This window comes from Mycobacterium conspicuum (assembly GCF_010730195.1).
Taxonomy (GTDB): Bacteria; Actinomycetota; Actinomycetes; order Mycobacteriales; family Mycobacteriaceae; genus Mycobacterium; species Mycobacterium conspicuum.
In genome coordinates this window covers 3,141,872-3,163,946 of sequence record NZ_AP022613.1, presented here as the reverse complement: position 1 = coordinate 3,163,946, position 22,075 = coordinate 3,141,872, and the positions used below count along the sequence as shown (strand labels likewise).

The window sequence follows — 22,075 nt, the reverse complement described above, 5'->3', positions numbered from 1 at the left end:
GCAGGAGGTGTGCGCCGCCGAACGCGCCGCGGTCTGCGAGCTGGCCGACCAACCGGCGTTCCGGGTGGCGCTGCTCCGCACCGCGCCCGATTTGCACCGGCTGGTGCTGACGAATCACCACATCGTAATCGACGGGTGGTCGCTGCCGATCCTGCTGGGCGAGATGTTCGCCAGCTACCACGGTCAGCAGCTACCCCCGACGGTCCCGTACCGCAGGTTCGTCACCTGGCTGGCCGACCGCGATCTCGACGCCGCCCACGCGGCCTGGCGGCAGGCCCTCGCCGGCTTCGACACCCCCACGCTGGTGGCCCCGGCGGGTCGGTCGACCCCCGGGGCGCCGAGCGCCGCGACATTCCGGGTACCCGACGGGCTCAACCGGGCGATCGGCGAGCTGGCCCGCTCGCATCGCGTCACGGTCAACACCGTGCTGCAGGGCGCCTACGCGCAAGTGTTGTGCTCGCTGACCGGCCAGCACGATGTTGCCTTCGGCACCACGGTCTCGGGTCGGCCCGCCGAGGTCGCCGGCGCGGAATCGATGGTGGGCCTGTTGATCAACACCGTGCCGGTGCGGGCCGCCATCACGCCGACCACCACCACCGCCGACCTGCTCAACCAGCTGCAAGGCGCGCACAACGACACGCTGGAGCATCAACACCTGGCGCTCAACGAGATTCACCGCATCACCGGCCAGCAGCACCTGTTCGACACCCTTTTCGTGCACGAGAACTACCCGATCGACAGCACCACGCCGTTGGGCGCGCAGGAATTGGCCATCGCCGACTTCACCAGCCTCGAGGCCACCCACTACCCGCTTACGGTCGCGGCCCTGCCGGGGGCCGACCTCGGCTTCCGCTTCGAATTCGACACCGACGTGTTCGACGACGCCGACGTCGAAACGCTGTTCCGGCGACTGCAAACGGTGTTGGAGGCGATGACCGCGGACCCCTCCCGGCCGCTGTCGTCGCTGGACCTGCTGGACGCCGGTGAACGTGCTCGGCTGGATGAGTTCGGTAACCGGGTGGTGTTGACCCAGCCTGCGGTGGCGGTGTCGTTGCCGGTGTTGTTTGGTGCGCAGGTGTTGCGGACGCCGGGTGCGGTGGCGGTCAGTGGTGCGGGTCGTGCGGTGTCGTATGCCGAGCTGGATGCGGTTGCTGAGCGGTGGGCGCAGTTGCTGGCGGGGCGTGGTGTGGGTGCGGGGCGGTGTGTGGCGGTGTTGTCTGAGCGGTCGGTGGAGGCGGTCGCGGCGATTGTGGGGGTGCTTAAGACTGGGGCGGCGTATGTGCCGATTGATCCGGTGGTGCCGGGCGAGCGGGTGCGGTTCATCGTTGCTGATGCCGCGCCGGTGGCGGCGTTGACGACAACCGAGTTGGCGGATCGGTTCGCGGGGTGCGATCTGGCGGTGTTCGACGTGAACGATCCGCCGAGGGAGGTGGTGCCGGGCGCAGCGTTGTCGGGTCCGGCGCCGGACGATGTTGCTCACATTATTTACACCTCGGGTAGCACGGGTGTGCCCAAAGGTGTTGCGGTGACGCATCATAACGTGACGCAGTTGTTGGCGTCGTTGGATGCGGGGCTGACACCGCCGGGTGCGGTGAAGGTGTCCACGTTGTGGCATTCGTTGGCCTTTGATGCCTCGGTGCGTGAGATTTGGGGGGCGTTGCTGCATGGCGGGCGTCTGGTGGTGGTGCCTGAGTCGGTGGCCGGCGCGCCGCAGGAGTTGGCGGCGCTGCTGGCCGCTGAGCGCGTCGATGTGTTGACTCAGACGCCGTCGGCGTTGGGGGCGTTGTCGGCGCAGGGTGTCGGCTCGGCGGCGGTGGTGGTTGGTGGGGAGGTGTGTCCGGCGGAGTTGGTGGATCGGTGGGCGCGCGGGCGGGTGATGCTCAACGCGTACGGGCCGACGGAGACCACGATCGATGTGACGGTCAGCGCGCCGCTGAGCCCGGGGTCGGGGGTGGCGCCGATTGGGTTTCCGGTGGCTGGGGCGGCGTTGTTCGTGCTGGATGGGTGGTTGCGTGCGGTGCCGGTCGGGGTGGTCGGGGAGTTGTATGTGGCCGGCCGCGGTGTCGGGGTGGGCTATGTGGGTCGGGCCGGGTTGACCGGGTCGCGGTTTGTGGCGTGCCCGTTCGGCGCGCCCGGTGCGCGCATGTATCGCACTGGGGACCTGGTGTCGTGGGGCGCCGATGGGCAGTTGCGCTACCACGGGCGTGCTGATGAGCAGGTCAAGATCCGTGGGTATCGCATCGAGCTGGGCGAGGTGCAGGCCGCCCTGAGCGCAGTCGCGGGCGTGGGCCAGGCGGTGGTGATCGCCCGCGAGGACCACCCCGGGGAGAAGCGGCTGGTGGGCTATGTCGTTGGGGTCACCGGCACCGCTGACCCCGCCGAAATCCGCGCACACCTGGCCGAACGGCTACCCGGCTACCTGGTCCCCACGGCGATCGTCGCAATCGACGCACTACCCCTGACACCAACCGGCAAACTCGACCAAAGAGCGCTACCGGCACCGGAATTCGCCGCGGGGGAGTACCGGGCCCCGACCGGGGTGGTCGAGGAAATCCTGGCCGGCATCTACGGCCGGGTCCTGGGCGTCGACCGGGTCGGGGCCGACGACTCCTTTTTCGACCTCGGCGGCGACTCACTGTCCGCGATGCGGGTGATCGCCGCGATCAGCGCCGGGCTGAATACCGACGTTTCGGTGCGCACCCTGTTCGACGCGCCCACCATCGCGCAACTGGCACCCCGCATCGGCGGGGGCAGCGCTGCGCCCAATCCGTTGGTGGCCGGTGAACGGCCGGCGGCGGTGCCGTTGTCGTTCGCCCAGCAGCGGCTGTGGTTCCTGGACCAGTTGCAGGGCCCGTCGCCGGTGTACAACATGGCGGCCGCGGTGCGGTTGGACGGGCGCCTCGACGCCGAGGCGCTCAGGGCGGCACTGGGCGACGTGGTGGTACGCCACGAGAGCCTGCGCACGCTGTTCGGCGCTCCCGACGGGATACCTCGGCAGCGGGTAGTGGCGGCCGACCGGGTCGAATTGGGTTGGGACGTCGTCGATGCCGTCGGCTGGCCGCAGGTTCGGTTGGACGAGGCCGTCGACGCGGCGGTGGGCTACGCCTTCGACTTGGCCAGCGAGATCCCTTTGCGGGTAACGGTTTTCCGCGTTGCCGAGGACGCGCATGTGCTGGTGGCGGTGGTGCACCATATCGCCGCCGACGGTTGGTCGATCGCCCCGTTGATCCGGGATCTGGGCGTGGCCTACGCCAGCCGCTGCGCCGGCGACGCCCCCGACTGGTCGCCGCTGCCGGTGCAGTACATCGATTACACGCTGTGGCAACGCGCCCAGCTGGGCGACCTCCACGACAGCCACAGCCCCATCGCCGCCCAGCTGGACTACTGGCACGATGCCCTCGCCGGGATGCCCGAGCGCCTCGACCTGCCCACCGACCGGCCTTACCCGCCCGTCGCCGACTACCGCGGTGCCACGGTCGAAATCGATTGGCCGGCCGAGCTGCAGCAGCAGGTCGCGCGGCTGGCCCGGGCCCACAACGCGACGGCCTTCATGGTGATCCAGGCCGCGCTGGCGGTGCTGCTGGCCAAGGTCAGCGCCAGTAGGGATGTGGCCGTTGGCTTTCCGATCGCAGGGCGGCGCGACCCCGCGCTCGACGAGCTCGTTGGGTTCTTCGTCAACACCCTCGTGCTGCGCGTCGACGTGGCCGGCGACCCCACGGTCGCCGAGCTACTGGCCCAGGTCCAGCAGCGCAGCCTGGCCGCCTACGAGCACCAAGACGTGCCCTTCGAGGTACTGGTGGAGCGGCTGAACCCCACCCGAAGCCTGACCCATCACCCGCTCATCCAGGTGATGCTGGCGTGGCAGAACTTTGCCGGGCAAGACGGCCCCGCCGGCGGCGCGGCCTTCGCGGATCTGCGGGCAACCCCGCTGCCCGTGCAAACCCGCACCGCGCGAATGGATTTGACGCTGTCCCTGGGCGAACGTTTCACCGACACCGGCGAGCCGGCCGGCCTTGCCGGCGCGGTGGAGTTCCGCACCGACGTCTTCGACGCGGCCAGCGTCGAGGTGCTCATCGAGCGGTTGCGGCGGGTGCTGGCGGCGCTGACCACCGACCCCGCCCGGCGGCTCTCGTCGATCGACGTGCTCGCCATCGGTGAGCAGGCCCACTTGCACGAGCTCGGTCACCGCGCCGTGTTGACCCGGCCGACCGTCACGCCGGCGTCGATTCCGGCGATGTTCAAGGCGCAGGTGGCGCGCACACCCGAGTCGACGGCGCTGACCTTCGAGGGCCACACAATGACCTACCGGGAGCTCGACGAGGCCGCCAACCGGTTGGCGCACCTGTTGGTCGAGCACGGGGCCGGGCCGGGACAGGCTGTGGCGCTTCTGCTTTCGCGTTCGGCCGACGCGATCGTGGCGATGTTGGCGGTGCTCAAGACCGGGGCGGCCTACCTGCCGATCGACCCGGCGCTGCCCGCGGCCCGGATCGAGTTCATGGTCACCGACGCCGCGCCGATCGCCGCGATCACCACCGCCGCGCTGGCCGACCGGCTGCACGGGTGTGAGCTCACCGTCGTCGATGTCCAAGGCCCGACCGACACGTATCCGTGCACAGACTTGCCGGCCCCGAGCCCCGACGATATCGCCCACATCATCTACACCTCGGGCACCACCGGAGTCCCCAAAGGCGTTGCCGTCACTCATCACAGCGTGACTCGGCTGTTCGATTCGCTCGACGTGGGCCTGCGGATGGGGCCGGGACAGGTGTGGACGCAGTGCCACTCGTACGCATTCGACTATTCGGTGTGGGAGATCTGGGGTGCGTTGCTGCACGGCGGGCGCCTGGTCGTGGTGCCCGAGTCGGTGACGCGCTCGCCCGACGAGTTCCACGCCTTGCTGGTCGCCGAGCAGGTCAGTGTGTTGAGCCAGACACCTTCGGCGGTGGGGGTTTTGTCACCTCAGGGTCTGGAATCGGCGGCACTGGTGGTCGCCGCCGAACCCTGCCCGAGCGAGGTGGTGGATCGCTGGGCGCCGGGACGCCTGATGATCAACGCCTACGGCCCGACCGAAACCACGGTGTACGCGACGATGAGTGCGCCGCTAGCCGCGGGGACACCGAATTCCGTTGCGCCGCCGATAGGTTCGCCGGTGCCGGGGGCGGCGCTGTTCGTGTTGGATCAGTGGCTGCATCCGGTGCCGACCGGGGTGGTCGGCGAGTTGTACGTCGCGGGCACCGGGCTGGCCGGCGGCTACGTCGGCCGCGCCGGGCTCACCGCGTCGCGGTTCGTCGCCTGCCCGTACGGGGCTCCCGGGGACCGCATGTACCGCACCGGCGACCTGGTGTCGTGGCGTCCGGACGGGCAGCTGCGCTACCTCGGCCGCGCCGACGAGCAGGTCAAGATCCGCGGGTATCGGATCGAGCTCGGTGACGTCCAGGCGGCGCTGGCCGCCGCCGACGGGGTCAAGCAGGCGGTGGTGATCGTCCGCGAGGATCGCCCCGGCGACAAGCGCCTGGTCGGTTACGCCACCGGCGCGCTGGACCCGGCCGCAACCCGCGCCGCGCTGGCCGAGCGGCTGCCCGCCTACATGGTGCCGGCCGCGATCGTGGCCCTGGACGCGTTGCCGTTGACGGTTAACGGCAAGCTCGACGCCCGCGCCCTGCCGGCGCCCGAATACACCGATGTCGAGCGATACCGGGCGCCCACCAACGCGACCGAGGAGTTCCTGGCCGGCATCTACGCCGAGGTCCTCGGGCTGGAACGGGTCGGGGTGGACGACTCGTTCTTCGAGCTGGGCGGCGACAGCATCCTGTCGATGCAGGTGGTCGCACGGGCCCGCGCGGCCGGCGTCACCTGCAAGCCGCGCGACATCTTCGTCGAGCAGTCGGTGGCCCGACTCGCCCTGGTTGCGGGGGTCGCCGACGACGACGCCCCCGTCGACGAGGGCATCGGACCCGTTGTATCCACCCCGATCGTCTCGTGGCTGCAAACCGTGGACGGACCGACGGATCAGTTCAACCAGGCGCTGGCGGTGCAGGCGCCCGCCGGGGTCACCGAGAGCGACGTACTCGTCGTGCTGCAGGCCTTGCTGGACCGCCACGCGATGCTGCGGCTGCGTGTCGACCGGGACGACAACGGGGGCTGGTCGCTGCACGTGCCCGAACCCGGCACGGTCGACGCGGGCGAATGCCTGCAGTCGGTGGACGAGCTGTCCCACGAAGCCCTGGTGGCGGCCCGATCCCGGCTGAATCCGGCCGCCGGGGTCATGCTCAGTGCGCTCTGGCACGGGTCGACGGGCCAGTTGGTGCTGGTCATTCACCACCTGGCCGTCGACGGAGTGTCGTGGCGAATCCTGTTGGAAGACATCAACATTGCCTGGGCGCAGCACCAAATCGGGCAACCCGTCACGCTTCCGGCGGGCGGCACCTCGTTTGCCCGGTGGGCGTCGCTGCTGACCGAACATGCCCGCGCGCCAGAAGTCGTGCAGCAGGCCGACACCTGGCGGCAGGTGACGGCGGCCCCCGCGGCGCTGCCCGCAGTGCAGCCGGCGACGGACACCTACCTGAGCGCCGGGCGGCTTTCGGAGTCGTTGGACGCCGAAACCACGCAGATCCTGCTGGGCGAGGTGCCCGCGGCGTTCCGGGCCGGGATCCACGAGATCCTGTTGATCGCGTTCGGGCTGGCGTGGACCGAATATCTGCGATCGCAGGGCGGCAGGGGCGTTCAGGGCACGGCGATCGGCATCGGGGTGGAGGGCCACGGGCGCCACGAGGAGCTGAGTCCCGACATTGACCTCACCCGCACCGTCGGGTGGTTCACCACCAAATACCCTGTGGCACTTGCCTTCGGAGGACTGTCCGGCCTGTCCTGGACACAGGTGCTCGCCGGGGACGCGGCGCTGGGCGCGGTGATCAAGGACGCCAAGGAACAGCTGCGCGCCCTGCCCAATCCGCTGACCTTCGGCCTGCTGCGATACCTCAACCCCGATGTCGAGCTGGGCGAGTCGGAGCCGGCCATCGGCTTCAACTACCTCGGGCGCCTGGGCGGCGCCAGCGAGCTGTCCGCCGATCTGTGGCGGATCAGCCCGGACGGCATGCCGCTCACCGGCGCCATCACCGCACTGCCGATACCGCTCTCGCACACCGTCGAGCTGAACGCCGTCACCGTGGAAAGTCCCGACACCGATGCCGGCCCGCGACTGAACGCCGCCTGGACGTGGGCGCGCTCGGCGCTGGACGAAGCGGCCGTGCGCCGGGTGAGCCGGTTGTGGTTCGACGCGCTTACCGGCATCTGCGCCCACGTGCGCTCCGGCGGGGGCGGGCTGACGCCGTCGGACATCGCGCCGGCCCGGTTGACCCAGCGGCAGATCGACGAGCTGCGGCAAGACCACGAAATCGCCGATATTTTGCCGTTGACGCCGCTGCAGCAGGGACTGCTGTTCCACGCCGACACCGCCCAAGCCAGCGACGACGACATGTACGTGGTGCAGCTGGGCATCACCGTCACCGGCCCGCTCGACTCCGACCGGCTGCGCGATGCGGTGCACGCGGTGGTCAACCGTCATCCACACCTGGTGGCCCGCTTCTGCGACCGGTTCGACCAGCCGGTGCAGATCATCCCGGCCCACCCGGTCGCGGGGTGGAGCTACACCGAACTCGACGGCACCGCCGCGGATCTCGACGCTCGGATCCAGGCGGCGTGCGCCGCCGAACGCGGCGCGGTCTGCGAACTGGCCGACCAGCCGGCGTTCCGGGTGGCGCTGATCCGCACCGCGTCAGACCGGCACCGCTGTGTGCTGACCAGTCACCACATCGTGGTGGACGGCTGGTCCCTGCCCGTCCTGCTACGCGAAATCTTCGCCGGCTACTACGGGCAGCCGCTGGGGCCGGCCGGGTCGTACCGCAGCTTCGTCACCTGGCTGGCCGAGCGTGACCTCGACGCCGCTCGCGAGGCCTGGCGGCGGGTGCTGGCCGGTTTCGACACCCCCGCCCTGGTGGGCCCGCCGGACCGCTGGGGGCGCGGCCGTCGGGGCGTCGCCTCCTTCCAGTTGCTCGACGCCACCACCCGAGCCGTCGGCGAGCTGGCGCGCGCGAGTCACACCACCGTCAACACCGTGCTGCAGGGCGCCTACGCACGCCTGCTGTGCTGGCTGACCGGCCAGCAGGATGTGGTTTTCGGCACCCCGGTTTCCGGCCGGCCGGCCGAGCTGGCCGGCGCGGAATCGATGGTCGGCCTGTTGATCAACACCGTGCCGGTGCGCGCCACCATCACGCCGGCGACCACCACCGCCGACCTGCTGAACCAGCTCCAAAGCGCCTACGGCGACACCCTGGAACACCAGCACCTGGCGCTCAGCGAGATCCACCGCGCCACCGGCCACGACCAGTTGTTCGACACCTTGTTCGTGTACCAGAACTACCCGGTCGACACCGCCGCGCTGTCCGGCGATCACGAAGTGGCCGTCACCGACGTCACCGGCCGCGAATCCAACCACTACCCGCTGACGCTGCAAGCCCTGCCGGGCCAGGAACTCGGCATCCGCGTGGAATACGACATGGACGTGTTCGACGACGCCAGCATCGGCGTGCTGGTGGAGCGATTGGAGCGGGTGTTGGTGGCGATGACCGCCGACCCGCAGCGGCCGTTGTCGTCGCTGGACTTGTTGCATCCCGACGAGCACCACCACCTGGACGAGATCAGCAACCGCGCGGTGCTGACCCGTCCCGCGCCGCCGCCAGAATCGATCCCGGCCGCGTGGGACGCGCAGGTGGCGCGCACACCGGACGCCGTGGCGGTGAGCTTCGAGGGCCGCGCCGTCACGTATGCCGAACTCGACGAGGCCGCTAATCGGTTGGCGCACTTACTGGTTCGTCACGGCGCGGGCCCGGGGCAGTGTGTGGCGCTGCTGTTTCACCGTTCGGCCGAGGCGATCGCGGCGATCCTGGCGGTGCTCAAGACCGGGGCGGCGTATCTGCCGATCGACCCGGCGGCGCCGGGGGAGCGGATCGAGTTCATGCTGGCCGACGCCGCGCCGGTCGCCGCCGTCAGCACCGCGGATCTGGCCGGGCGGCTGGACGGGTGCGGCCTACCGGTGATCGATGCGAATGATGCTGCGAATCAACCGGTTTCGGCTTTGCGGGTGCCGAGCCCGGACGACATCGCCTACATCATCTACACGTCGGGGACCACCGGTGTGCCGAAGGGGGTGGCGATCCCGCACCGCAACGTCACCGCGTTGCTGGCGTCGCTGGATGCCGACATGCCGCCCGCGGGGGTGTGGTCGCACTGTCACTCGCTGGCGTTCGACTTTTCGGTGTGGGAGATCTTCGGCGCGCTGCTGCGCGGCGGGCGGCTGGTGGTGGTCTCCGAGGCGGTGGCCCGCTCGCCAGAGGACTTCTACGATCTGCTGGCCGCCGAGCGGGTGAGCGTGTTGAGCCGCACGCCGTCGGCGTTCTATGCGCTGCAGAGCGTCTTACAAACCGGCGGAGCGTTGCGCCGCGAACAAGGCGGGCGGCCGCACCTCGAGGTGGTCGTGTTCGGCGGGGAAGCCCTTGAACCGCAACGGCTTCGGGGTTGGCTGCGCCACCATCCGGGGTCACCGCGGCTGATCAACATGTACGGCATCACCGAGACGACGGTGCATGCGTCCTTCCGGGAGATCGCGGCCGCCGATCTAGACAGCCATGAGAGCCCGATCGGGGTGCCGCTGGACCACCTCGGCTTCTTCGTGCTGGACGGCTGGTTGCGGCCGGTGCCGGCCGGCGTGGTCGGCGAGTTGTATGTCGCCGGCGCCGGGCTCGGCGCGGGCTATGTGGGCCGGGCCGGCTTGACCGGAACCCGGTTTGTGGCTTGCCCGTTCGGCAAGGCCGGTCAACGCATGTACCGCACCGGGGACCTGGTGTCCTGGGGCTCGGATGGCCAGCTGCGCTACGTCGGGCGCGCCGACGAACAGGTCAAGATCCGCGGCTACCGCATCGAACTCGGCGAGGTGCAGGCGGCGCTGACCGCGCTGGACGGGGTCAAGCAGGCGGTGGTGATCGCCCGCGAGGACCAACCCGGCGAGAAGCGCCTCATCGCCTACGTCACCGGCACCGCCGACCGTTCCCAGATACGCGCCCAGCTGGCCGAGCGGCTGCCGGCCTACATGGTGCCGGCGGCGGTGGTGGTCCTCGACGCGCTGCCGATGACGATCAACCGCAAACTCGACACCCGCGCCCTGCCGGCGCCCGAATACGCCGACGTCGATCGGTATCGCGCTCCGGCCGGCGCCGTCGAGGAGATCCTGGCCGGCATCTTTGCCCAGGTGCTCGAGCTCGAACGCGTCGGGGCCGACGATTCCTTCTTCGACCTCGGCGGGGATTCGCTGTCGGCGATGCGGGTGATCGCCGCGATCAATGTCGGCCTGAATACCGACGTTTCGGTGCGCACCTTGTTCGACGCGCCCACGATCGCTCAGTTGGCACCCCGCATCGGCGGGGACGCGGGTGCGCGCAAGCCGCTGGTGGCCGGCGAACGGCCCGCGGTGGTTCCGCTGTCCTACGCGCAATCCAGGCTGTGGTTCCTCAGCCGGTTCGAGGGCGGGGCGGCGACCTACAACATGCCGACCGCGTTCCGGATCAGCAGCGCACTCGACGTCGACGCGCTGGCCGCCGCTTTCGACGACGTCATCGCCCGCCACGAATCGCTGCGCACGATTTACCCCGACAACGACGGCGTGCCGTTCCAGCGGGTCCTGCCCGCCCGGGCGGGAATGTGGCGGCGCGGAGGCGCGACCGTGGTGTCGCTGCCGGAGCAAGAGGTGGCCGGCGAGCTGATGGCGCTGGCGCGGTATCGGTTCGATCTGTCGACGGAGATCCCGATCCGTGCGCAAATCTATTCGGTAGGCCCCGAGCAGCATGTGGTGGGAATTGTGGTGCACCACATCGCCTTTGACGGGTGGTCACGGGCTCCGATGGTCCGCGACGTGGGCGAGGCGTATCGGGCGCGCACGCAGGGCCGGGCGCCGGAATGGGCGCCGCTGGCGGTGCAGTACGTCGATTACACGCTGTGGCAGCGCGCGCAGCTGGGCGACCTCGAGGACAGCGACAGCCCGATTGCCGCCCAGCTGAACTACTGGCAGGACGCCCTGGCCGGGATGCCCGAGCGCCTCGAGCTGCCCACCGACTGGCCCTACCCGGCGGTCGCCGACTACCGCGGCGGCACGGTGGAGATCAATTGGCCGCCCGAGCTGCAGCAGCAGATTCGGCTGCTGGCCCGTGCGCACAACTCGACCACGTTCATGGTGATCCAGGCCGCCCTGGCGGTGCTGCTGGCCAAGGTCAGCGCGAGTACCGATGTGGCCGTTGGGTTTCCGATCGCCGGGCGGCGCGACCCCGCGCTCGACGAACTGGTTGGGTTCTTCGTCAACACGCTCGTGTTGCGGGTCGATGTGGCCGGCGATCCCACGGTTGCCGATCTGCTGGCCCAGGTGCAGCAGCGCAGCCTGGCCGCCTACGAGAACCAGGATGTGCCGTTCGAGGTCCTGGTGGAGCGGCTCAACCCCGCCCGAAGCCTGACCCATCACCCGCTGATCCAGGTGATGTTGGCGTGGCAGAACTTCCCCGGGTACAGCGACGACCCCACGGACGGGTCGGTCCTGGGCGATCTGCCGGTCACCGCGCTGCCGGCGAACACCCAGACCGCCCGCATGGATCTGGTGTTCCACGTCGGTCAGCAGTGGACCCGGGCCGGGGAGCCCGCCGGGATGGGCGGCAGCGTGGAATACCGCACCGACGTGTTCGACGCGGACAGCATCGCGGCGCTGATCGACCGACTGGAGCGGGTGTTGGCGGCGATGACCGCGGACCCGGCGCGGCGGTTGTCGTCGCTGGATCTGCTCGACGCCGGCGAGCACGCGCGCCTCGACCAGATCGGCAACCGGGCGGCGCTGACCGACCCGCCCGAGCCGGCACCGACCCCGGCCTCGATCCCGGGCGCGTGGGCCGCGCAGGCAGCCCGCACGCCCGACGCCGCGGCGGTGACCTTCGAAGGCCGCTCGGTGACGTATCGCGAGCTCGATGAGGCGTCGAACCGGCTGGCGTACCTGCTGGCCGCTCGCGGCGCCGGCCCCGGTTCGGTTGTGGCACTGCTGTTTTACCGTTCGGCCGAGGCGATCGCCGCGATCTTGGCGGTGCTGAAGACCGGGGCCGCTTACCTGCCGATCGACCCGGCGGCGCCCGCGGACCGGATCGGCTTCATGCTTGCCGACGCCGCACCGGTCGTCGCGGTCGCCACCGCTGATCTGGCCGTCCGCCTGGACGGGCACGGCCTGCCGGTGATCGACGTGAACGACCCGGCTGTGCACACCCAGCCCGGCGGTCCGTTGCCGGCGGTGCGCCCGGACGACATCGCGTACATCATCTACACCTCGGGGACCACCGGCGTTCCCAAGGGCGTGGCCATTCCGCACCGCAATGTCACCCGGCTGCTGACGGCGCTGGACCCGCAGACGCCGCACCCTGGTGTGTGGTCACAGTGCCACTCGCTGGCGTTCGACTTCTCGGTGTGGGAGATCTGGGGTGCGCTGCTGCGCGGCGGGCGGCTGGTGGTGGTGTCGGAGGCGGTGGCGCGCTCACCGGAGGACTTCCACGATTTGCTGATCCGCGAGCAGGTCAGCATCTTGAGCCGCACCCCTTCGGCGTTCTACGCGCTGCAGGCCGCCGACGCGCTGCGCCGGGAGCAGGGCGGTCGCCTGCAGCTCGAGGCGGTGGTGTTCGGTGGCGAAGCGCTTGAGCCACAACGACTTCGGGGATGGTTGGACAACCACCCGGGCCTGCCGCGGCTGATCAACATGTACGGCATCACCGAGACGACGGTGCACGCCTCCTTCCGCGAGATCGTCGCCGGTGATCTGGACGGCCAGGGCAGCCCGATCGGGGTGCCGCTGCCGGACCTCGCCTTCTTCGTGCTCGACGGATGGTTGCGCGCCGTCCCGGCCGGCGTGGTCGGCGAGTTGTACATCGCCGGAGCCGGACTGGGCACCGGGTATCTCGGCCGCGCCGGACTGACCGCGTCGCGATTTGTGGCCTGCCCGTTCGCCGGCGCGGGCCAACGCATGTACCGCACCGGGGACCTGGTCAGCTGGGGCGCCAACGGCCAGCTGCGTTACGTCGGGCGCGCCGACGCGCAAGTCAAAATCCGCGGGTATCGCATCGAGCTCGGTGAGGTCGAAAACACGCTGCTGGCCTGCCCGCAGGTCGCCCAGGCCGTCGCCACCGTGCGCGAGAATGTCGCTGGCAACAGCGGTCCCCAGCTGGTCGGCTACGTCGTGTTGGAGCACACCGGCAGCGACGATCACGACGCCGAGGTGGTCGAAGAGTGGCAACACGTGTACGACGAGCTCTATGGCGCCGAACACGACACCGCGCAGTTCGGTTCGGACTTCCGGGGCTGGAACAGCAGCTTCACCGGAGATCCGATTCCGCTCGAGGAAATGCGGGAGTGGCGCGCGGCCACGGTGGACCGGATCCTGGCCGTGCGGCCGCGCCGGGTGTTGGAGATCGGCGTGGGCTCCGGGCTGTTGTTGTCCCAGATCGCGCCGCACTGTGAGCGCTATGTCGGCACCGACATGTCGCCGGTGGTCATCGACAGCCTGACCCGCTCGTTGCAGCGGCTGGACATTCCATGGCGCGACCGCGTCCAACTGCTGCACCAGCCCGCCCACACCAGCGCAGCCCTCCCGCGGGGCGGCTTCGACACGGTGATTCTCAACTCCGTCGTCCAGTACTTCCCCAACGCCGCATACCTGACCCAGGTCATCGACAACGCCGTCGCGCTGCTGGCCGAAGGCGGGTCGGTGTTCATCGGCGACGTGCGCAACCACAGCCTGCAGGGCGCGTTCCAAACCGCGGTCGCGCTCGCCGGCACGCCCACGGCCGATGCCGCCGAGATCCACCAACGCGTCCAGCGCGCCCTGCTCAGCGAACCCGAATTGCTGCTTGCGCCAGAGTTTTTCACCACCTGGTCCGCCGCGCACCCGTCGGTGGCCGGCCTCGACATCGAGGTGAAGCGCGGATCGGCCGACAACGAACTGACCCGGTATCGCTACGACGTCGTCATCCGCAAGACCCCGACGCCAGTGCGCTCACTCGCCGACGCGCCCCGCTGGACGTGGACCCAGTGCGCGGGCCCGAGCGGGCTGCCCGCCCGGTTGGCCGCCGAGCACCCCGCCGTCGTGCGCGTCACCGACATCCCGCGCGTCGGACTGATCGACGACGTGCTCGCCGAACGGAGCCTCGCCACCGACGACGCCCTCGCCCAGCCCGCCGAAACACCGGTCACGCCAGAAGAATTGCATCGCCTCGGGGCCGCCGCCGGATACGACGTTGCCGTCACCTGGGGGGCACGGCCGGGCACGTTGGACGCCGTCTTCATGACCCCCACCGAACAAGGTGTCGCCCTCACCGACGTCTACCAACCCGGGGATGGGCAACGCCCCACCTACGCCAATGACCCTCGCATCAACACCAAGATCGGCGCGGTGCGGCAGCAGCTGGGCGCGCGGCTGCCCGACTACATGATCCCGGCGCACATCATGGTGCTCGACGAGCTGCCGCTGACCTCGTCGGGCAAGATCGACCTGAAGGCGTTGCCGGCGCCGCTGTATACCGCCACTTCCTTCCGTGCCCCGCGGACGCCGACCGAGCAGATGGTCGCCGAGGTGTTCGCCGAGGTGCTGGGCATCGATCGGGTGGGGCTGGACGACGACTTCTTTGCGCTGGGCGGGGATTCGTTGAGCGCCACGCGGGTCAGCGTGCGGTTGCAGCTGGCGTTGGGCAGGGAAGTGCCCGTCCGCTACCTGTTCGACGCCTCCACCGTCGCGGGTCTCGCCGACCACCTGAACCGGCACCGTGGCGGGCCCGCGCTCCCGCCGGTGCAGGTGATGGAGCGCCCGGACTCGATCCCGTTGTCGTATGCCCAGCAACGGTTGTGGTTCATCGCGCAGTTGCAGGGCCCGTCCCCGATGTACAACATGGCGGTCGCACTGCGGCTGCGTGGGAGCGTCGACGCCGAGGCGATGGGAGCGGCCCTGGCCGACGTCGTGAGCCGGCACGAAAGCCTGCGCACGCTGTTCACGGCGGTCGAGGGGGTCCCCCGGCAATTGGTCGTGCCACAGGAGCGGGCCGACGTCGGCTGGGAGGTCGTCGACACCGCCGGCTGGTCGACCACCCAGCTGCATGAGGCCATCGCCGCGACGGCGGGTTACAGTTTCGACCTGACAACCGAGATCCCCATGCGGGCAAGGCTTTTCCGGGTCGCCGACGACGAACACGTGCTGGTGGCCGCCGCGCACCACATCGCCGCGGATGGCTGGTCGATTACCCCGCTCACCCGCGATTTGGGGGTGGCCTACGCCAGCCGGTGCGCCGGGCGGGTCCCCGACTGGACGCCGCTGTCGGTGCAGTACGTCGACTACACGCTTTGGCAGCGCGCGCAATTCGGCGACCTCGACGACAGCGAAAGCCGCATCGCCGCCCAACTTGCCTACTGGCAGGACGCGCTGGCCGGGCTGCCCGAACGGCTGCAGCTGCCCACCGATCGGCCCTATCCGCCCGTCGCCGACTACCGCGGCGCCCGGGTGTCCGTAGAGTGGTCGGCGCAGCTGCAGCAGCAGGTAGCCAGGGTGGCCCGCGAGCACAACACGACCACGTTCATGGTCATCCAGGCAGCGCTGGCGGTGCTGCTGGCCAAGGTCAGCGCCAGTAGCGATGTGGCCGTTGGCTTTCCGATCGCCGGGCGGCGCGACCCCGCGCTCGATGAGTTGGTGGGCTGCTTCGTCAACACCTTGGTGTTGCGGGTCGATGTGGCGGGGAATCCGACTGTGGCCCAGCTACTCTCCCAGGTGCGGCAGCGCAGCCTGGAAGCCTACGAGCACCAGGACGTCCCCTTCGAACTCTTGGTGGACCGACTCAACCCGACCCGAAGCCTGACCCATCACCCGGTGATCCAGGTGATGCTGGCCTGGCAGAACTTCGCCGGGCAGGAGTCCGGGCAGGACGACTCGGCCGGGCCGGCGTTGGGGGATCTTCAGGTGACGCCGCTATCTGTCGAAACCCACACCGCCCGAATGGATCTCATGTTTACCCTGGGCGAAGCGTGGGACGACGCGGGCGAACCGGCAGGGATCGGCGGAGCGGTGGAGTTCCGCACCGATGTCTTCGACACGGCGAGCATCGAGGCGCTGGTGGAACGGTTGGGACGGGTGTTGGTGGCGATGACCACCAACCCCGAGCGGCCGTTGTCGTCGCTCGACCTGCTCGACGCCGGTGAACACGCCCGCCTCGCCGAGATCGGCAACCAGGCGGTGTTGACCCGCCCCGCACCCGCTCGGATCTCGGTCCCCGAGTTGTTCGCCGCGCAGGTGGCGCGCACACCCGATGCGGCGGCGGTGACCTGCGGGGGCCGATCGCTGACATACCGGGAACTCGACGAGGCCGCCAACCGGTTGGCGCATCTGTTGGTCGACCAAGGTGTCGGCCCGGGACACTGTGTGGCGCTGCTGTTTTCGCGCTCGGCCGAGGCCATCGTGGCGATGCTGGCGGTGCTCAAGACCGGGGCGGCCTATCTGCCGATCGATCCGGCGTTGCCGACGGCCCGGATGCAATTCATGCTCGCGGATGCCGCGGCGATCGCCGCGATCACGACCACCGGGTTGGTCGAGCGGTTGCACGAAAGCGGCCTGCTCGTCATCGACGTCGGTGATATCTGGGACGCGCGTATCCTCACCTATCCGAGCACGGAGTTGCCGGCACCATCCGCCGACGACATCGCCTACCTGATCTACACGTCGGGCACCACCGGGGTCCCGAAGGGGGTGGCGATCTCGCATCACAGCGTCGCTCAGCTGATCGAGACGATGGATCCGCGGTTGACGGGCCCCGGTCTGGTGTGGTCGCAGTGGCATTCGTACAGCTTCGACATCTCGGGCTGGGAGATTTTCGGTGCGCTGCTGCACGGCGGTCGGCTGGTGGTGGTCCCCGAGTCGGTTGCGGCCTCGCCGAACGAGTTCCGCGCACTCCTGCTCTCCGAAAAAGTCGATATTCTCAGCCAGACCCCGTCTGCGGCGGCGATGTTGTCGCCCGACGGCTTGGAGTCGATGGCATTGCTGGTGGGCGGCGAGGCATGCCCGGCCGAGCTGGTGGATCGCTGGGCGCCCGGGCGCATCATGATCAATCAATACGGTCCCACCGAGACGACGATGTGGGCGGCCTGGAGCGCACCGCTCACCGCGGGGTCGGGGGTGCCGCCGATCGGCTCGCCGGTGCCGGGGGCGGCGCTGTTCGTGCTCGACGAGTGGCTGCAGGCGGTGCCCCCCGGAGTGGTCGGCGAGCTGTATGTTGCCGGTCCCGCTGTGGGCGTTGGGTATTGGCGGCGGCCCGGGTTGACCGCGGCACGGTTTGTGGCCTGCCCGTTCGGCACGGCCGGCCGGCGGATGTATCGCACCGGGGATCTGGTGTGGTGGGGCCTGAACGACAACGGGGGCGGGCAACTGCACTATGTGGGGCGTGCCGACGAACAGGTCAAGATCCGCGGGTATCGCATCGAGCTGGGCGAGCTGCGCGCAGCGTTGGCCGCGGAGGACGGGGTGGAGCAGGCGGTCGTTGTCGCCCGCGAGGACCGCCCCGGCGACAAGCGCCTGGTCGGCTACATCACCGGGACGGCGGACCCGGCCAGGGTGCGCGGCGCGCTCGCCGAGCGACTCCCGGCCTACCTGATCCCGGCCGCGGTGGTGGTGATCGAGGCACTGCCGTTGACGGTCAACGGCAAACTCGACCGCCGCGCCCTGCCGGTCCCGGAGTATCAGGACGGCGATCGTTACCGCGCCCCGGCCACCCTCACCGAGGAGATCCTGGTCGGCATCTACGCCCAAGTTCTCGGCATCGGACTGTCGCGGCGGGTTGGCGTCGACGATTCATTCTTCGACCTGGGTGGGGATTCGCTGCTGGCGATGCGCCTCGTCGCCGCGATCAACAACAGCCTGGACGCCGGCCTCGCGGTGCGCACGCTGTTCGAGGCGCCGACGGTTGCTCAGCTGGCGCCCCGCATCGGCGGGGATGAGGCGCGGCTGGAACGGTTGCGGGTTGCCGAGCGGCCCGCGGCGGTGCCGCTATCGTTCGCCCAGAGCCGGTTGTGGTTCCTTGATCAGCTGCACGGGCCGTCGCCGGTGTACAACATGGCGGCCGGATTGCGCTTGCACGGGCGCCTGGACGCCGACGCGTTCGGCGCGGCGCTGGCCGACGTGGCGGGCCGCCACGAGAGCCTGCGCACGCTGTTCCCGGCGGTGGACGGCATCCCCCGGCAGGTGGTGATTCCTGCCGAGCAGGCCGATTTCGGCTGGCAGGTCATCGATGCCAGCGGCTGGTCGGCGGGCCGGCTGGGCGAGGCCGTCACCGCGGCGGCGGGCTACGCGTTCGACCTGGCGACCGAGATTCCGCTGCGCGCAAGGCTTTTCCGCATCGCCGCCGAAGAACATGTGTTGGTGATCGTGGTGCACCACATCGCCGCCGACGGCAGCTCGATCGCCCCGCTGGTGCGTGATCTGGGCGTGGCCTACGCAAGCCGGTGCGCGGGGCTCGCTCCGGACTGGGCGCCGTTACCCGTGCAGTATGTCGATTACACGCTGTGGCAGCGAAAGATCCTGGGGGACTTGGCCGACGGCCGCAGCCGCATCGCCGCCCAGCTGCGCTACTGGCAGGACGCTCTGGCCGGGATGCCCGAGCGACTGGCGCTGCCCACCGATCGGCCCTATCCGCCCGTCGCCGATTACCGCGGCGACAGCGCGGTCGTGTACTGGCCGGCGCAGCTGCAGCGGCGCATCACTCGGCTGGCCCGTGAGCACAACGCGACCAGCTTCATGGTGATCCAGGCCGCACTGGCAGTGCTGCTGTCGAAGATGAGCGCGAATCCCGATGTGGCGGTGGGCTTCCCGATCGCCGGGCGACGCGACCCCGCGCTCGATGACCTGGTGGGCTCGTTCGTCAACACCTTGGTGTTGCGGATCGACCTCGCCGCGGATCCCACCGTCACCGAGCTGCTCGATCAGGTGCAACAGCGCAGCCTGGCCGCCTACGAAAACCAAGACGTGCCCTTCGAGGTACTGGTGGACCGGCTCAACCCGACCCGGAGCCTGGCGCATCACCCGCTGATCCAGGTGCTGCTGGCCTGGCAGAATTTCGCCGGACCCGACGCCCAACCGCAAGCGCAACCCGCCGCCGGGCTGACCCTGGGCGATCTGCAGGCCACCCCGCTGTCGGCGGATACCCACACCGCCCGCATGGACTTGACCTTCTCCCTCGCGGAACGCTGGAGCGAGGCAGGGGAGCCCGCCGGAATCGGGGGGCGAGTCGAATTCCGCACCGACGTATTCGACGCGGCCAGCATCCACACGCTGATCGAGCGGTTGCGGCGGCTTTTGGTGGCGATGACCGCCGAGCCCAGCCTGCGGTTCTCGTCGCTGGACCTGCTGGACGCCGGCGAGCGCGCGCGGCTGGATGAGTTCGGTAATCGTGCGGTGTTGACGCAGCCCGTGACGCCGGTGTCGTTGCCGGTGTTGTTTGCCGCGCAGGTGTTGCGGACGCCGGGTGCGGTGGCGGTCAGTTGTGCGGGTCGTGCGCTGACGTATGCCGAGCTGGATGCGGTTGCTGAGCGGTGGGCGCAGTTGCTGGCGGGTCGTGGTGTGGGTGCGGGGCACTCGGTGGCGGTGTTGTCTGAGCGGTCGGTGGAGGCGGTCGCGGCGATTGTGGGGGTGCTTAAGACCGGGGCGGCGTATGTGCCGATTGATCCGGTGGTGCCGGGCGAGCGGGTGCGGTTCATCGTTGCTGATGCCGCGCCGGTGGCGGCGTTGACGACTACCGAGTTGGCGGATCGGTTCGCGGGGTGTGATCTGGCGGTGTTCGATGTGAACGATCCGCCGAGGGAGGTGGTGCCGGGCGTAGCGTTGTCGGGTCCGGCGCCGGACGATGTTGCTCACATTATTTACACCTCGGGTAGCACGGGTGTGCCCAAAGGTGTTGCGGTGACGCATCATAACGTGACGCAGTTGTTGGCGTCGTTGGATGCGGGCCTGGCACCGCCGGGTGCGGTGAAGGTGTCCACGTTGTGGCATTCGTTGGCCTTTGATGCTTCGGTGCGTGAGATTTGGGGGGCGTTGCTGCATGGCGGGCGTCTGGTGGTGGTGCCTGAGTCGGTGGCCGGCGCGCCGCAGGAGTTGGCGGCGCTGCTGGCCGCTGAGCGCGTCGATGTGTTGACTCAGACGCCGTCGGCGTTGGGGGCGTTGTCGGCGCAGGGTGTCGGCTCGGCGGCGGTGGTGGTTGGTGGGGAGGTGTGTCCGGCGGAGTTGGTGGATCGGTGGGCGCGCGGGCGGGTGATGCTCAACGCGTACGGGCCGACGGAGACCACGATCGATGTGACGGTCAGCGCGCCGCTGAGCCCGGGGTCGGGGGTGGCGCCGATTGGGTTTCCGGTGGCCGGGGCGGGGCTGTTCGTGCTGGATGGGTGGTTGCGTGCGGTGCCGGTCGGGGTGGTCGGGGAGTTGTATGTGGCCGGCCGCGGTGTCGGGGTGGGCTATGTGGGTCGGGCCGGGTTGACCGGGTCGCGGTTTGTGGCGTGCCCGTTCGGCGCGCCCGGTGCGCGCATGTATCGCACTGGGGACCTGGTGTCGTGGGGCGCCGATGGGCAGTTGCGCTACCACGGGCGTGCTGATGAGCAGGTCAAGATCCGTGGGTATCGCATCGAGCTGGGCGAGGTGCAGGCCGCCCTGAGCGCAGTCGCGGGCGTGGGCCAGGCGGTGGTGATCGCCCGCGAGGACCACCCGGGGGAGAAGCGGCTGGTGGGCTATGTCGTTGGGGTCACCGGCACCGCTGACCCCGCCGAAATCCGCGCACACCTGGCCCAGCGGCTACCCGGCTACCTGGTCCCCACGGCGATCGTGGCGATCGACGCGCTGCCCCTGACACCGACCGGCAAACTCGACAAACGGGCGCTACCCGCTCCGGAGTATCAGCATGTCGATCGCTATCGTGCTCCGGCCAATGAGCTGGAGGAGATCCTGGCCGGCATCTACGGCGAGGTGCTGGGCCTCGACCGGATCGGGGCCGACGACTCCTTCTTCGACCTCGGCGGCGACTCGCTGTCCGCGATGCGGGCCATCGCCGCCATCAACGACCGCCTGGGCACTCAGCTCGCGGTGCGCACCCTATTCCACGCGCCATCGGTCGCAGGCCTGAGCCAGCAGGTGGGCACCGCTGAAAGTGAGACCGAAGTGGTGCCCGTCGAGGTGCTCAAGGACGGCAGCGGCACTCCGCTGTTCTGCATTCATCCCGGGGGTGGGATGAGCTGGCCGTATCAACGACTCGGCAAGCACCTGGACTGCCCGATCATCGGAATCCAGCAAACCCTGCGCAGCGACGAAGTCGAACCTCAATCGGTCCGCGACATGGCGAAAAACTACGCCGACCGAATCCAGGAGCTCCATCCCGCCGGGCACTACAACCTCCTCGGCTGGTCCTTCGGCGGCGTCGTCGCCCACGAACTCGCCATCGAACTCCAGCGACGCGAATGCGCTGTCGAACGGCTCATCCTTCTCGACGCCCTACCCACTGCGGAAACCAGCGCCACCGAACCCAACCATGCGCCGGTCGACCGGCACACCGTGGAAGAAGTCTTGCGGTTCTACCGCATCGATCTTCCAGCGCAGGACGAACCGCTCAACTACGAGCAGATCGAAGAACTGGTTCGGGAACGAGCCGCCGCGGAATTCCCTAGGTACAAACAGCTTCTGGAGTGGATCGATTCAAACCTGGACAACAACCGGGCGCTGCATAGGGCCCACCAGCCCGGCGTATTCAACGGCGACATCGTCATATTCGCCGCCCAGCAGACTGACGGCGAGAGCGGCTCGTCTCCCTCGCGCGAGTGGCGGCCCTACGTTGCCGGCGACATCACGGCGTTCACGATCGACTGCACGCATGAAGAAATGTTGACTGCCGATTCGCTCAGCCTTTACGGTCAGCGGCTCAAGGATTCACTCGAAGGTTGA

At 69.5% G+C, this 22,075-nt stretch carries 1 protein-coding gene (only partly in view); it reads left to right on the top strand.

Going from position 1 to position 22,075, the window contains the following annotated elements; all coding sequences use genetic code 11:
- Positions 1-22,075: the 3' portion of a non-ribosomal peptide synthase/polyketide synthase gene (locus G6N66_RS14665; RefSeq protein ID WP_163645850.1), read on the top strand. 7,952 nt of this gene lie to the left of the window's left edge; the window shows 22,075 of its 30,027 coding nt (coding positions 7,953-30,027); its start codon lies beyond the left edge, outside the window; its stop codon occupies positions 22,073-22,075.